Origin of the sequence: Vibrio renipiscarius, assembly GCF_000827885.1 — a bacterium.
In the GTDB taxonomy this organism is placed as follows: domain Bacteria; phylum Pseudomonadota; class Gammaproteobacteria; order Enterobacterales; family Vibrionaceae; genus Vibrio; species Vibrio renipiscarius.
In genome coordinates, this window is record NZ_JTKH01000003.1 from 75,447 (window position 1) to 89,717 (window position 14,271).

A 14,271-nucleotide genomic window follows, 5' to 3' on the forward strand; every position below is an offset into this window, starting at 1 on the left:
GTCTTACGGATTTACCGCGATTGACTGACATCTAGCGACATAAAAAAGGAGTGACAAGCACTCCTTTTACTCCCTCGTTCACAGTAATGCTAAGCAAACTCTGGACGATTTATATATTGAGCAATATCGACATGATCGATTTGTTTTGGCGGTAAATACTGCTCCGCATATTGCTGAAAGCCACCGCTGGTTAAGAACAACAAAAAGAGATCTTCATCGATATGTTTATCCAGTGCCATCTTATGCATGATGTCTATCGCAACACTCAGCGGCTTCGCCTTCTTGTACGGTCGGTCAGCCGCGGTTAGCGCTTCAAATATGTCGGCAATAACCAAAATTCTCTCCGGAATCGACAAATCAACGGCGCTCAGCTTTCTCGGATACCCTTTTCCATCCATCGTTTCATGGTGAGTGGACGCGAAACGAGGCACGTTTGATAACTCAGGTGGAAATGGCAACGCTTCTAGCATCTTAATGCCACTGATCATGTGCTCATTGATCTTGAATCGATCTTCCGCCGTCAACGTTCCCCGCGAAATGGTCAAATTATACACTTCACCATAATTATATTGATACTCAGGAACATCCATTTGAATACCGTATTTTTCATCAAACTCGATTTCGCGCACGCGATGTGTAATGTGCTCTTCCTTGTCGGCCAATAACATTTCTTGCACTGGCAACGCATTATGCTCAGGCGATGATCTCAACTCTTCAAAAGGCGACAAGCCAAGTCGATTATCAAAATGGCGTAACCAAGTTTGCTTGGCGATGAGCTTCACACGTTCGATCTTATCGTCACTCATAAATTCGCCACCCACATTGGCTTTGGCGATAAATTCAAAGTCCTGTTTAAGCTCTGATTGACGACTGTGCAATCTTTCAAACGCCGTCGCTTTATCGCTACTGCCATCCAATAATGACCGTAAATACTCAATTTCCGCATCGCGCCACAACACTTCAAAGCGTGTGCGCACCTCATGGATACGGTTATAGTTCGCCTCAAGTTTGGTGCCCTTATCCACCACGTGTTCCGGCGTGGTGATCTTACCGCAATCATGCAACCACGCAGCGATTCTAAATTCTCGACGCTCATCTTCGTTTTTAAAACGAAAATCTTTGTATTGACCCGAGTTCGTGTCTTCGGCAATTTTAGCCAACATCATTCCCAGCTCAGGCACACGGTTACAGTGGCCAGCCGTATAAGGGGATTTATCATCGATGGCTTGGGCGATAAGGCAAATAAATGCGTCAATGAATGCCTCTCGTTCATTTTGATGGCGTTCTATCTCACTCGCCATTTCGATCATCGACAAGGACAGTTCATGCACTTCTTTAATGCGAGTATCCACCAAGCGCACTTGATTGAACTTGCGTTGTTTGATGCGCAAAGTTTCTCGTCTTAATTGGCTGATTGGTCGCACTATCGGCGAACCAAATACCCACGCGATTGGGAGCAATAGTAACATCACGCAAATCGTAATACTGATTGAGGTCATTAAGCGCTCAACCACTTGCTTAGTAATCACATGTGTGGGGACGACAACTGCAAAATATTCTTGCGCCCCACTATTGGACACCGGCGTCACATACAGAAAGTGCTTGCCACTCTCTGAGGGAATCATTTGGTGATGCTGTGTTGGGCGAAGCGACAAATTGTAGAGTTCAGGATAAGGCAAGAACCCGGCTTTCGAGACGCTTTCATCCAGCCATTTAACCGTCAGGGCGTTATTCTGCGCCGGGGTAAATTGATTGATCGCCTGCTCTATCATCGGCAATAAATGCGCGTGGTCTTGTGACGTATAGAGATGGAAAGGGACCTGATTCAGCTCGCTGAGTGTGCCGACATGAATCGCATCCGAAGTGGCGGCACTTTTCATTTCATTCAGCGCGAAATAGCTATCAACAACAAAATCAACCTTGCCTTCTAACAACAGGGATTTCGCCTGCTCAAAACGCACTACCGGTTGAATCTTCACTGTGGGCATGAGGTTTTTAATCACTTGCTCAACACCACGCCCCTCAATCACCGCAATCGTACCTTGCTGTAACTCAATCATCGTGTTGGGTATGCTTGTCCCTTTTAGGGCGGCTACACCAAGGGGCGCCGAATACATTTTCACCCCCTTTCCTGAATGATTCAGTGGATGTTCGGCGGCAAGCGAATGAATAATACCCAAATCGCCTTGATTGAATTTATTGACGAGATCTTGAGTGGTGAAGCCATTCACGAACTCAAATCGTAAGCCGGTCATTTGCGACACAATATTGAGTTGATCAATTGAATACCCTTTCGGCTCGCCAGCTTGTGCAAAATCATACGGTCCCCAATTGTTTTGATTAGAGACTTTGATTGGTGCCGCATGTTGTACGTCGCGAATTTGTTCATCGCTTAATGCCATCCGAACACCGGCAGGAACGCTCGCGGTTGCCTGCTGCTCTAGATTTGTAGCGATTACCTCACCGTTATGATTAAACAGAAAGGCTTCGATGCCGTCTCCACCATATATCCCTTTGGCATCCGCGCTGATCTTTGAACTGAGCGATGACAAAACGATGTCGACACCAATCACAGAATGTTTACTGCGGATAGAATACGTCTGGCCGGTGATTTTGAGATGCTTAAACAAGTATGGATCAGTTTTAAAGACGTTATCCTTGGTTGCAGAACCATACCAAGGGCGTTGAGATGGGAAATAATTGCTTTGTTCCGACTTGATTCGAGTGCGTTTGAGCGTATCGCTGTAATACTCAGTGGTGCGAATGCGCTCTGCGCCTGACCCCTTGATCTTAATAATAGCCCAGCGATCGTGCTCAATGGCGTCGATTCGCTCTCGAACAATCGGCGAGGATTCTAAATTAATGATTTGATAAAAATATTCTTCATCATTACCGTAGTAAAGGCTATAAAACAGAGGGTTATCTGTCAGTACTTGAATAAAAATATCGCGTATTTCTTTCTCACTAAACTGCTTTTCTGCCGCCGTCGAAACCGTGCGGAGTATCTGCGCACTGCTGGTGGCATTGACATCAATTTGCTGAATATAGTCACTGATTTCAGAACTGGCGATGGTCAATTTAGACAACACATGTTCTTCCGTCATCTGCCGACTAAAGTAGTATTGCAAGCTAATGGCGAATATAGCGGTAAACACAGTAGCAAAAAGAAACATACTACCGACAGTGAAGCGAATAGAAAATTTTCTAGCTTTTTTTGACGAACTCTTCATCGTGATTTTTGCCCTCCTTTGGCATCAATCCGGTAAGTCATTTTTATTGATCTTATCTTTATTTTTATAATGTTAAGCCTGTTGCGCCCCTCTATACCCAAACAACGTGAAGAGGCAGGTAAGCGACAAGCGAACAAAACCTCTGAGCATAGATGCGTATGCGTTGAGGTTTGAGAGCGCCAGTCAACACCGCTGCAACTTCAAGTAGAACGGGTTTGATCATCCTAGTTAGAATGGCCTTCAACATATAACACTAAGCTAGTATTCAACTTGTCGACAAAAGTTTAGTATTCCAGCCGGTATCATTCATCCATAAGTGCAACAAAAGCCTCACATTTATGCAAACATGTCGCACTATACACATTGATGCCTACCAATTTAGAGTATATACTCTAAATTATTTTCCCGAGCATTTGCCATGAAATTGCGTTCCCTTTCAATGCTAATTAGCTGTATCGCCTTGGCACCACTGGCACATAGTGCCGAAATCAGTTTTGATGAAGCATGGCTATTACTCCAAAAAGACAACAACTCCATTGCCGCCCAGCGTGCCAATCTTGAACGATACCAACATCTGCAAGATGCCAGTGATAGCCTTAACTTGCCTAACGTAACCATTGGGGCGAATTACACCCGTCTCGATCAAGATGTTACCGTGTCAGGAAAACAGCTGTTTGATAGCACCGGAGCGCACCTACCCGCTCTTCCACCTATCGCAGGGCAGATTGCATCTCAACTAGGTGCCGTCACATCCACCATTTCTGAACGTGATGTGTTCACCTCTTCTATTCGTGCTATTTGGCCTATATTTACCGGCGGGCGTATCAGCGCCGCTCAAAGCGCTGCGGAAGGAAAAACGGATGAAGCGATCAGCCAGTTGGCGATGGAAACTCAGGCTCGTTACGAAGATCTCAGCAAATACTATTTCAGTGTTTTATTGGCCGAAGAAGTGGTTAACACGCGCCTATTAGTTGAAAATGGGTTAACGAAGCATCGTAATAACGCCCTCAAACTTGAGCAGCAAGGCCAAATTGCCCGTGTTGAACGTTTGCAAGCGGAAGCCGCGTTAGACAAAGCCACCGTTGAGCGTAAAAAGGCGCAAAAAACGCTCATCATTGCTCAATCAGCATTGAGCGAAATACTCAATCAAACGACGCAAGTAGAACCACGCGATCGTCTGTTTATAAACCCTAACTTACCGCCACTGAGTGCGTTTGTTGATCAAACCCTTGCCACCTATCCTGGTCTCGATTTACTCGATGCAAAAGAAAAACAAGCCGACAGTTTGATCAAAGCGGAACAAGGTAAATACTACCCAGAAGTTTACCTATATGGTGACTATAGCCTGCATGAAGATGATTCACTGGCAAGCCAAATGAAACCCGATTGGTTAGTGGGCGTTGGCGTGAGTGTTCCCCTTATTGATAACAGCGGCCGTAGCGAACAAGTCAAAGCGGCACACAGCGCCGTCAATCAGGTCAAATATCTCAAAGCACAAGCCAAACAAGATCTCTCCGTTCTGGTGAAAAAGACCTATCTCGAAGCCCAACAGGCACAAGAAGAAGTGCTCGGCCTTGCCTCTAGCCTCGATTTAGCTCAAGAAAATCTTAAATTACGCGACAAAGGTTTCTCTCAAGGTCTGTCTACCTCAACCGACGTAGTCGATGCACAGCTTTACCTTGCTAGCATTCAGACACAGCGCGCGGCGGCCAGCTTTAATTATCTCATTTCCCTTGCGAAACTATTGGCCTTATCCAATCAAATGAACAGTTTTCCTCAATATCAGCATACTGCCATCGCGACTCAAAGCCTGTAAGGAACAGACATGAACAATAAAAAAACTCTCGTACTTTCCGCAGCGGCAATTGCTCTGGCTTCTTGGGTTGGTTACAGCTTCTATCAAGCCTACCAACCAAAACCGATTCATCTGCAAGGTCAGATCGAATCTCAGCAATACAGTATCTCTTCCAAAGTGGCTGGGCGTATAGACCAAGTACTGGTCCGCAAAGGTGACGCCGTCACTAAAGATCAGCTAATTTTCACCATTCACAGCCCTGAAATAGAAGCGAAATTAGCACAAGCGAAAGCCGGTGAAAAAGCGGCGGATGCTCTGGCGAAAGAAGCCGAAAAAGGCGCTCGTAGCCAGCAAATTCAAGCCGCAAAAGATCAATGGAAAAAAGCCAGCGCAGCCGAAGATCTTGCTGAAAAAACCTACCTTCGCGTCAATAACCTGTATAACGATGGTGTTGTCGCAGAGCAAAAGCGCGATGAAGCACACACTCAATGGCAAGCCGCGAAATACACCCAAAGTGCCGCTTTCCAAATGTACCAGATGGCACAAGAAGGCGTTCGCGATGAAACCAAGGTTGCTGCCGCGCAAAAAGCACGCATGGCAGCAGGTGCGGTTGCTGAAGTTGAAGCCTTTGCCGCAGACACTCAAGTAAACAGCTGGTTTGATGGTGAAGTATCACAAGTATTACTCCAAAGTGGTGAATTAGCACCACAGGGCTTCCCTGTTGTCACCGTGGTGGATAGACAAGACTCATGGGCGGTGTTGAACGTTCGTGAAGATTGGCTCAAACACTTCAAAAAAGGCGCAACCTTTAACGCATACCTACCCGCTTTAGATAAAAATATCGAGTTTACTGTTACCCACATTGCGGTCATGGGTGATTTTGCGACATGGCGTTCTACCGATGCTTCTCAAGGGTTTGATTTAAGAACCTTTGAAGTTGAAGCTCGCCCAACAAAGGCGGAACCAGAACTGCGTATGGGCATGAGCGTAGCGGTTGAATTGTAATGACAACTGATTCACATTCTATCAGCCAATGGCAAATTGTTCGGCGGGACGGCTGGCTGCTCTCCTGCCTAACATGGCTGCCGATCGCTCTTGCGCTGTCAATTTGGGCCGTTTTCTCGCATGGGATCGCTCGCGACTTGCCGATTGCCGTGGTGGACCTTTCTCATAGCGAGATGTCTCAAACCTTAACGCGCTACTACGATGCCACCTCAAGTATGGCCGTCACTCAGCAGCTGCAAAGTGTTGAACAGGCCAAACAAGCGTTGGTGCAAGGCGAAATCTACGCTTATGCGGTGATCCCTAGCCACTTTGATCGCGACGTATACAAAGGCCTAATGCCACGTGTGTCGGTATTTTATAACAGCCAAACCATCCTGATTGGTAAGTTAATGAATTCGGCCTTTTTACAAGCACAAGGCACATTTAACGCTCAAGTCACCACCATGCAAAACCTGGCGCAGGGTAATCAAACCATTACCAGCGCGATGGCGAGCGCCGTGCCTATTCGTACGCAAATTACGCCACTGTTTAATAAAAACAGTAATTATGCGCAGTTTTTAGTGTCCGCGGTAGTGCCCGCACTGTGGCAAATCGTTGTGGTCGTGAGCACGATTTTGATTCTGACCGCCAATCACCGCATGCGCGGTTTACAACCTTGGCTAAGTGACCATCCGGCGAAACAAATCTTAAGCACGTTAGCGCCCTACTTGCCGGTTTTCGTTCTGCAAGGCTTTGCCTTTTTATGCTGGTTTTATATCGGCTTGAAATGGCCCATGAACGGTAGCTTAGTGCTGCTCGTGGTCGGTCAACTCGTCACCGCGATAGCGTGCATGATCATGGGAAGTTTCTTCTTTTTTATGACACTCGATCCGGCTCGCGCAATGAGTTTCGCGGGGGCATTTACGGCACCGAGTTTTGCCTTTATGGGGATAACCTTTCCAGTCACTGACATGAACAGCTTGGCGCAATTCTGGCGGAGTTTGTTGCCCATCAGCCACTACATTGAATTGCAAGTCAACCAAGTCAGCTACGGAGAACCGTGGCCTGTCGCGATCCACGAACTTTTACCGATGCTTGGCTATGCCCTGCCACTAATGCTCACGCTTGTACTGGTGAAAAAGCATTTAAAGCAGGAGCAAACGGTATGAATCTTTGGTCATTAATTCAGGCGGAGCTAAAAGCGCTGCTAACCAACCCTGTGGTGATGTTAACCGTATTTGGGGGTGTCGTTTTCTACTCCTTCTTATACCCATTACCCTATAGCCATCAGACCCCACTTGAGCAAAAAATCACGGTGGTAAATTTAGACCTCAGTCAAACCAGCTATCAGCTGGAACGCATGGTTGATGCCACACCTCAAGTCAACATTGTGCGTAGAGACAGCTCTATCATCGGCGCCAAACAAGCGTTCTTAAACGGGGATGTCAGCGGTATTTTAGTGATCCCAGAGCACTTCTACAAAGATCTGTTGATGGGTAAAAGCCCAACACTCGCTTATGCTGGCGATGCTTCCTATTTCTTGGTCTACGGCACAATCGTTGAAGGGTTAGCTCAAGCTGGCGGCACGCTGGCGGCCAAATCAACCGTCAGTAAGTTGGTTCTTGAAGGGACGCCGATTGAAGAAGCGATGAACCAATACGCACCGAGTCAACTCAACATGAAACCAACGTTTAACCCGCGTATGGGTTATATCGACTATGTTGTACCAGCGGTTTTTGTTCTGATCCTACAGCAAACACTCGCGATGGCTACAGGCTTGCTCGGGGGCACACAAAAACACGGGAAAGGGTATTGGAGCCGCACGACAGCACTTAAGCTGATCAGTGTTCGCACCGCTATCTTGGTGATGATTTATTACCTACTTAGCATGTACTACTTCGGTTCCAGCTTTAGTCTGTACGGCGTCAATCAGCTCGCCTCTATCGGCCAACTACTCGCAATGCTACTGCCGTTTTTGATTGCCACCACGGCTATCGGAATTTGGTTGGGGCAGCTATTACCGCGTCGTGAATTAGTCACACTCGTGGTGCTCATCAGCTCAATGCCATTGATATTTAGCGCCGGTTTCATTTGGCCGACTCAATCTATCCCTGCCCTTGTGCTTTGGTTGGCAAATCTCTTTCCAAGCACACCCGCGATACAAGGCTTCTTGGCGCTTAACCAAATGGGGGCGGATTGGCAACAAGTCGCACCGCACTTTACTCAGCTTTGGTTGCAAGCCGTTGCTTGGTTTGGTTTGGCCGTTTGGTCGATGCACAGAGCAAACAAAAAAGTTCGCTAAATCAGCAACCCGAAAAACCATAAGCTAGAGCAGTATCAACTCAAACCGTGAAGACATGAAAGCGAGGTGAATAAGCCGCTCTTTCATGTTTTCGCGCAGCTATTTCCACGATTGCCAGCGGCTGCGCATCTTATCGATGACCGCAGGTGACACCCCATGGATATTCTGAAATCCGCCTGTGCATTCAATGACTTCAAACGTCGCTTTGAGTTTTTTCGCCATCTCAAAATACGGCTTGATCTCCCAGCGACGAACAAAAGTATTTGAGACCACCACATCTTGCCCTTTTCGCAAGGCATGCTCCGTTTGCTCTTGGCACCATTTATGCGCTTGTTCTAATTGCAGAGGGTCAAATTGATACTGGCCTGTCGCCAAAGCAAAGTACATGTCGGCTTCAAAATGCGCAGCATGATAAGTACTCGCCAAAGTGCTCTTTCCCGAACCGGGTAAACCCCGAATAAGCGTTAATTTAGGCATGTCGTGATTTAAACTTGTGATTTAGAGGGGCATTGCCGGCAATTATACACTCAAACCACTTAGAGAGGCAGATAGGCGACAAGCGAGCAAAGCCTCTGAGCATAGATGCGCTATGTGATGAGGTTTGAGAGTGTCAGTCAACAATGCTGCAACAGCAAGCAGGACGGGGAGACTTAAATTTGTTATCGACATCTCAAATTGATTCAGGTAAGTTTGGATGTATAGACGTCTAAAGCTGCTTTAGGGAGAAAGCTGTGCCGATTAGGATCCCCGATCAATTACCCGCGTCAGATGTGTTACGACAAGAAAACATCTTCGTGATGCCGGAAACGCGTGCTGCCACACAGAACATTCGTCCGTTGAGGGTGCTCATCCTCAATCTCATGCCGAAAAAAATCGAGACGGAAACGCAATTTTTACGCCTGTTGTCGAATAGCCCACTACAAGTCGATATCGAGTTGTTGCGCATTGATAATCGCCCAAGTAAAAACACACCAACTCAGCATCTTGATACCTTCTATCGTCAATTTGAAATGGTCAAACAACGCAATTTTGATGGCATGATCATCACCGGAGCCCCTCTGGGTCTGGTCCAATTTGAAGATGTGATTTACTGGGATCATCTAAAAAGCATCATGAGTTGGGCGAAAGAGCATGTGACATCAACGCTGTATGTGTGTTGGGCAGCCCAAGCGGGTTTAAAGTTACTGTATGATTTACCCAAGCGCACTCGCAAAGAGAAACTATCGGGTGTTTATCGACACCAAGTGCAGCAGCCTTTTCATCCGTTGCTGCGTGGGTTTGATGACGAGTTTTTAGCGCCCCACTCTCGATATGCTGATTTTTCTTCTCAATATCTTTCTGAGCACACCGATCTCGATATTCTCGCAACGTCCGACGTGGCCGGCGTTTACTTAGCCTCAACGAAAGACAAGCGTAACGTCTTCGTCACTGGGCATCCTGAATACGATGCGCATACTTTGCATAATGAATACATGCGCGATCTTAATGAAGGGATGGAACCGGTCATTCCCGTAAACTATTACCCAAATAATGACCCTGAGACTCCCGCGCCCGCAAGTTGGCGAAGCCATGGGCACTTATTGTTCGCCAACTGGCTCAATTACTGTGTCTACCAACAAACGCCATTCGATCTCGAGCATTTTAGTGAAGCTAACTTTACTAAAGATGACTAAATTCATCATCCGCTAACCGGTAAACACTCTGACTAAGGCCATATTATTTGGCCTTTTTTTCTGTCTAGATGCCGCTTCGCTCGCATCTAACTCATGACAATCACCATCGTTGCGGCCACCAGCATATAATTTGTTGTGTCACGAAAGGATATTACCCATGCACAAACAAATGAAAACGTGGTTTTTGACCTCCCTAGCAATCACAGCGCTATCAGGCTGTGTTACGGTTGAAACGAGCAGTGAACCCGAAATCTATAGCAACCCACAAGAGAAAGCAGAAGCTCGATTGGCGTTGGGGATGGGCTACCTTCAACAGGGAAACATGGGTAAAGCCCGCGAGAATTTAGAAAAAGCGATGCAGCATGCGCCCGACTTCTATCGTACTCAAATATCACTAGCGCACTACTACGAGCAAGTTGGTGAAGACGACAAAGCACGGAAATTGTATAAAAAGGCGAAAAGCGATCACCCTAGTAATGGTAACGTGTTGAATAACTACGGTACTTTTTTGTGTAAACAGGGCGAATATAAAGAAGCCGATGAGCTGTTCAACAAAGCCATCGCACAGCCTTATTATTACCAAATCTCCGGTAGTTATGAAAACGCCGCGTTTTGTGCCTTAAAATCTGGTGATGAACTCAAAGCGATGGATTACTTTGCCAGAGCCATCGACTATGAGCCTGCACGCTATCGTTCTACGCTTAATTTAGCCAAACTCGAAATTGAACATGACAAGTTGCTCGACGCTCGTATCCGCCTGATGAAGTTTAGCCAAATGTATGGCGTTAAAAGAGAAGCGCTGCAACTCATGGTTGCTTTAGAAGCGAAGGCAGGCAATCAAAGTTTGGTTGAAAAATACCTAAACCAACTCGCCGCGTTAGGCTAACCGTTTCGATACCCTGACCAAACACACATAAAAATGCCTGCAAATTTGCAGGCATTTTTTATTCCACCACCACTCTAAGCGTGGCTTTAGGCGCAGCCGTTATCGTGATTTTAATGCTAACCAAGCTTGACGCTGAGCTTTGTCTTTAAAGCTCCAAGCGACAAAGCGGCTGATTTTTTGCCCTTGGCTCATTTCAACGATCGTCACTTGTTTGGCCCCCGCGATTTCCAACTGTTTACACAGCCAGCTCACGTTGTCTTTTTTCGAAATTAGCGTTGAAAACCACAAGACTTGCGCGGCGAATTGCGCGCTCTCTAATGCTAGGTTTTTAACAAACGTCGCTTCACCACCTGGGCACCATAATTCTGCTTTTTGACCACCAAAGTTAAGCGTGGCGGATTTCGTAGATGAAGCCTGTGGTTTGGTTGGCTTCACGTTCCCCCGCTTCGCTTTGTGAGCATTCAGATTGGCGATTTTTCGCTCCGTGCCTTTTTGCGCTTCTTCTAACGAGCTATGAAACGGCGGATTGCACGTCGTGACGTCGTAATATTCGCCCGGCTGAATAATGCCTTGGAAGAAATGACGACTGTCACTTTGTAGACGACATTCGACCTTACCGGCCAAAACGGCATTCTCCGTGGCAATGCGGTTTGAATTTTCAACCGATACCGCATCAACATCACTACCAATGCATTGCCAGCCATATTGCGTCGCGCCAACAATCGGGTAAATACAGTTCGCTCCAACCCCCACATCAAGCGCTCGGATCAGCTTATGATTGAGTTTAGGCGCTTCGGATGCCACCAGATCCGCTAAACGGTGTATGTAATCCGCTCGACCTGGGATCGGTGGACACAAATACCCTTCAGGAATATCCCACTGCGTGACACTGTAATGTTCAGCCAATAGCGCCTTGTTCAGTAACTTCACCGCAATAGGATCATCAAAGCGGATGGTCGCTTCACCGATTGGATTTTTAACCACGTGCTTAGACAATGCTGGCAAGGCTTTCACCAAGCGTTCAAAATCATAACGACCTTGATGGACATTGCGCTTGTGTAACCCTGATTGCCCTTTCAATTGGGTAATATTGGTGACGATGTTCGACGGGGATTTTTCACCCTTGAAGCCTTTTATGCCCTTGTCTGCGCCTTTTTTTGGCGGACGTGGCGACGCGGGTGATTTCTTAACGGCTCTTGGGGTGCGCTTCGCGCGCGGCGTATCATTTTTACTCATAGCGAATTCGTTATTTTAGTTCTCGATAGATCATAAACAAACGAGCATCCAGCTCTAATTGATGATATTCCGGTTCCATATGGCAGCAAAGTTGATAAAAAGACTTGTTATGATCTTTCTCTTTTAGATGAGCGAGTTCATGCACCACCAGCATACGCAATAATGGCTCTGGGGCATTTTTAAACATACTCGCAATGCGAATTTCATTTTTCGATTTGATCTTGCCACCGTGCACCTTGGCAGTATACGTGTGTAAACCAAGGGCGTTATTGATCAGGTGGATCTTGCTGTCATACACCACCTTGCTCAGCGGCGAGGTTTTCTTCATGTATTGGTTTTTTAGCGCCATAGTGTATTCATACAGCGCTTTTTCACTTTGAATCGCGTGGCGCTCTGGATAACGTTTTTCAAACCAAGCACAAAAACGGCCAGATTCCAGCATTTGTGACACTGGCGTGAGAATATGTTCAGGATAACCTTGGATATAGCGCAACACAGGATTCATAGAGACTCGACAACGTAATCAATTACCGGCCAAGTTTACCCCAATTGCTCGCGCGCATCACTCGAATCATTGTCGCTTGCGCGCGATTCGCCTATACTCCAGCCAATTTCTTCCTCCCTGATTTAAAAAGGCTCAGTATGAAAAGAGTTGTTTTATACGTCGCTGATAAGTGTCCGCATTGCAAAGACGCTCAACGCTACCTTGATTCTAAAAAAATCATGTACCGGTTAACGAACGCAAAAATGGAGCGAGGCCGTAAGGAACTCCAAGCCATGGGCGCACGTTCAATCCCTGTTCTAAAGATTGGCGATCAAGTAATGGTTGGCTGGAATCAGAAGACTTTCGATACTATGTACAATAGTAAGAATTAACAAAAGCCCACTTAATGTGGGCTGTTTATTTAAAAGCTAAATAAGCTAAAGTACGACGGTATATGATTATACTGGCTTAATATTTGAACCCCCACACGGCATCAATCAGCTTAATCATCAGATCTTTCGAGATCGCTTCACTGTCCTTTTCTGGTAGGTATTCAACAAAATCGGCACCAACAAACTTAGAGTGTTGAGCAATACCATAAACCAAATGCAACGCTTCGCGCGCGGTCAAACCGCCCACATTCGGCGTGGCACATGCGCGGAATAAACTACCGTCTAGCGCATCGTAATCAAACGATAAGTAAACGCCGTCATACTTTTGTTCAACTATGTTGAGTAATTGTTGTAATACCCCATCAATGCCCTGTGATTCAATCATCGCCATATCGAAATTAACCATGTTATAACGCTGTATCATTTGGTGCTCATTAGGCATCAAATCACGCACTGCCACGTAGTAGATATCGTCAGGCTTCAACACCAGTTCTGGCTCGACTTGCCAAACATTTTGCCGATATTTATCCATCAATAACGCCAGTGGCTTACCATGCAAATTACTGGCAAGACTACTATTACAATCGGCATGGGCATCAACCCAAATCACCGCAACTCGCTTACCTTGCTGCTTTTGGTAGTAATCTAATGTCGCTTGAACCGTTCCCACCGCGATTGAATGATCCCCACCAATAGTGATAGGGATGCGTTGACTTTGATACGACTCAAGCACTTTACTTTTGAGCTCATCACAATAGTGCTTAAGCGCTGACTCTTTTTGCTCTTGTGCTATCAAATCAAAGACTTTCTCCGTCGGTTGTACATCACCAAGGTCTTTAATATCGGCCCCCCAACGCTGATTTCGCACTGCCATCCATTCGGTCAGACCCATCGATGATTTTTCGCTTAATCGTCGCAATCCCTCAACGGTATTTTTCTTGGTTGGATAACAACCGAGTTGATTAAAGGGGGCACCGACAATATCGAAGGCTCTTGCCATAATCGCTCTCCTGAATGGAATGAATTGAGTGTCGCTTTTTGAGTACGTCGTTTTGACTACTTCAATCTTGATAACGCGCTCAGTGTTATTCAGCCAGTAAAGAGCGATACGTTAGCGACTCGCTTCACGTTTTGAGGCGTTCTATAGATGGAGCTAAGCGAGAACTCATTATTACCATCGGCTTATCGATTCACCATATTGATGCCACCGCCAAACAAGATCAAAACCGCGAATTTGAATTTATATTCGCTAAATACAAAACAACTGTTGACAAGTGTGAGCTAGGTCT

General features: G+C 46.3%; 12 protein-coding genes. 7 read left to right on the forward strand and 5 right to left on the reverse strand.

Translation table 11 applies throughout. The annotated features are described in order from the left end of the window. Positions 1–89 precede the first annotated feature (89 nt). Positions 90–3,230: an HD domain-containing phosphohydrolase gene (locus tag OJ16_RS00635; protein WP_040986372.1), complete on the reverse strand. Its 3,141-nt coding sequence runs from the start codon at positions 3,228–3,230 to the stop codon at positions 90–92. Positions 3,231–3,648: 418 nt separating this feature from the next. Here OJ16_RS00635 and OJ16_RS00640 point away from each other — a divergent pair, with 418 nt between their 5' ends. The 4 genes from OJ16_RS00640 to OJ16_RS00655 are packed head-to-tail and all read left to right on the forward strand — an operon-like array spanning position 3,649 to position 8,311. Beyond that, positions 3,649–5,046: a TolC family protein gene (locus tag OJ16_RS00640; RefSeq protein ID WP_040986375.1), complete on the forward strand. Its 1,398-nt coding sequence runs from the start codon at positions 3,649–3,651 to the stop codon at positions 5,044–5,046. Between the two features lie 9 nt (positions 5,047–5,055). Further along, positions 5,056–6,030, forward strand: a complete 975-nt coding sequence (locus tag OJ16_RS00645) for an HlyD family secretion protein (RefSeq protein WP_040986377.1) — start codon at positions 5,056–5,058, stop codon at positions 6,028–6,030. Further along, complete coding sequence (locus tag OJ16_RS00650) at positions 6,030–7,178, forward strand: ABC transporter permease (protein WP_040986379.1); 1,149 nt, start codon at positions 6,030–6,032, stop codon at positions 7,176–7,178. Before OJ16_RS00645 ends, OJ16_RS00650 begins: the two co-directional genes overlap by 1 nt. Continuing rightward, positions 7,175–8,311, forward strand: a complete 1,137-nt coding sequence (locus OJ16_RS00655) for an ABC transporter permease (protein ID WP_040986381.1) — start codon at positions 7,175–7,177, stop codon at positions 8,309–8,311. The genes OJ16_RS00650 and OJ16_RS00655 overlap by 4 nt, the downstream gene beginning before the upstream one ends. 99 nt (positions 8,312–8,410) lie before the next feature. On the opposite strand, the gene OJ16_RS00660 is transcribed toward OJ16_RS00655, so the two are convergent. Next, a complete protein-coding gene (locus tag OJ16_RS00660; RefSeq protein WP_040986383.1) occupies positions 8,411–8,788 on the reverse strand; it encodes an ATP-binding protein in 378 nt (125 codons plus the stop codon). A gap of 254 nt (positions 8,789–9,042) precedes the next feature. Between OJ16_RS00660 and metA the strand changes: the two genes are divergently transcribed. Together metA and pilW are read left to right on the forward strand one after the other, a co-directional pair. Beyond that, on the forward strand, positions 9,043–9,984 hold the full coding sequence (gene metA, locus OJ16_RS00665) for a homoserine O-acetyltransferase MetA (RefSeq protein ID WP_040986385.1): 942 nt from the start codon (positions 9,043–9,045) through the stop codon (positions 9,982–9,984). A gap of 157 nt (positions 9,985–10,141) precedes the next feature. Continuing rightward, complete coding sequence (gene pilW, locus OJ16_RS00670) at positions 10,142–10,870, forward strand: type IV pilus biogenesis/stability protein PilW (protein WP_236688470.1); 729 nt, start codon at positions 10,142–10,144, stop codon at positions 10,868–10,870. 99 nt (positions 10,871–10,969) lie between these two features. On the opposite strand, the gene rlmF is transcribed toward pilW, so the two are convergent. Further along, positions 10,970–12,106, reverse strand: coding sequence for a 23S rRNA (adenine(1618)-N(6))-methyltransferase RlmF (gene rlmF, locus OJ16_RS00675; RefSeq protein WP_040986387.1), 1,137 nt, complete (start codon positions 12,104–12,106; stop codon positions 10,970–10,972). Positions 12,107–12,116: 10 nt separating this feature from the next. Then, entirely contained in the window at positions 12,117–12,611 is a 495-nt protein-coding gene (locus OJ16_RS00680) for a M48 metallopeptidase family protein (RefSeq protein WP_040986389.1), read from the reverse strand. A 137-nt stretch (positions 12,612–12,748) separates the two neighbouring features. Between OJ16_RS00680 and OJ16_RS00685 the strand changes: the two genes are divergently transcribed. Beyond that, the gene (locus tag OJ16_RS00685; RefSeq protein ID WP_040986391.1) at positions 12,749–12,982 is read left to right on the forward strand and encodes a glutaredoxin family protein; all 234 of its coding nucleotides are present in this window, start codon (positions 12,749–12,751) and stop codon (positions 12,980–12,982) included. A gap of 76 nt (positions 12,983–13,058) precedes the next feature. Here OJ16_RS00685 and OJ16_RS00690 read toward each other — a convergent pair whose 3' ends face one another. Then, positions 13,059–13,982 (reverse strand): arginase family protein, encoded by a 924-nt coding sequence (locus tag OJ16_RS00690; protein WP_040986393.1) that lies wholly within the window; start codon positions 13,980–13,982, stop codon positions 13,059–13,061. Positions 13,983–14,271 lie beyond the last annotated feature (289 nt).

Bases quoted from the DNA above. Each gene is read 5' to 3' on its own strand.
- OJ16_RS00635 (WP_040986372.1), bottom strand. From the start codon at position 3,230: ATGAAGAGTTCGTCAAAAAAAGCTAGAAAATTTTCTATTCGCTTCACT.
- OJ16_RS00645 (WP_040986377.1), top strand. From the start codon at position 5,056: ATGAACAATAAAAAAACTCTCGTACTTTCCGCAGCGGCAATTGCTCTG.
- pilW (WP_236688470.1), top strand. From the start codon at position 10,142: ATGCACAAACAAATGAAAACGTGGTTTTTGACCTCCCTAGCAATCACA.
- OJ16_RS00660 (WP_040986383.1), bottom strand. From the start codon at position 8,788: ATGCCTAAATTAACGCTTATTCGGGGTTTACCCGGTTCGGGAAAGAGC.
- OJ16_RS00685 (WP_040986391.1), top strand. From the start codon at position 12,749: ATGAAAAGAGTTGTTTTATACGTCGCTGATAAGTGTCCGCATTGCAAA.
- OJ16_RS00640 (WP_040986375.1), top strand. From the start codon at position 3,649: ATGAAATTGCGTTCCCTTTCAATGCTAATTAGCTGTATCGCCTTGGCA.
- rlmF (WP_040986387.1), bottom strand. From the start codon at position 12,106: ATGAGTAAAAATGATACGCCGCGCGCGAAGCGCACCCCAAGAGCCGTT.
- OJ16_RS00680 (WP_040986389.1), bottom strand. From the start codon at position 12,611: ATGAATCCTGTGTTGCGCTATATCCAAGGTTATCCTGAACATATTCTC.
- OJ16_RS00650 (WP_040986379.1), top strand. From the start codon at position 6,030: ATGACAACTGATTCACATTCTATCAGCCAATGGCAAATTGTTCGGCGG.
- OJ16_RS00690 (WP_040986393.1), bottom strand. From the start codon at position 13,982: ATGGCAAGAGCCTTCGATATTGTCGGTGCCCCCTTTAATCAACTCGGT.
- OJ16_RS00655 (WP_040986381.1), top strand. From the start codon at position 7,175: ATGAATCTTTGGTCATTAATTCAGGCGGAGCTAAAAGCGCTGCTAACC.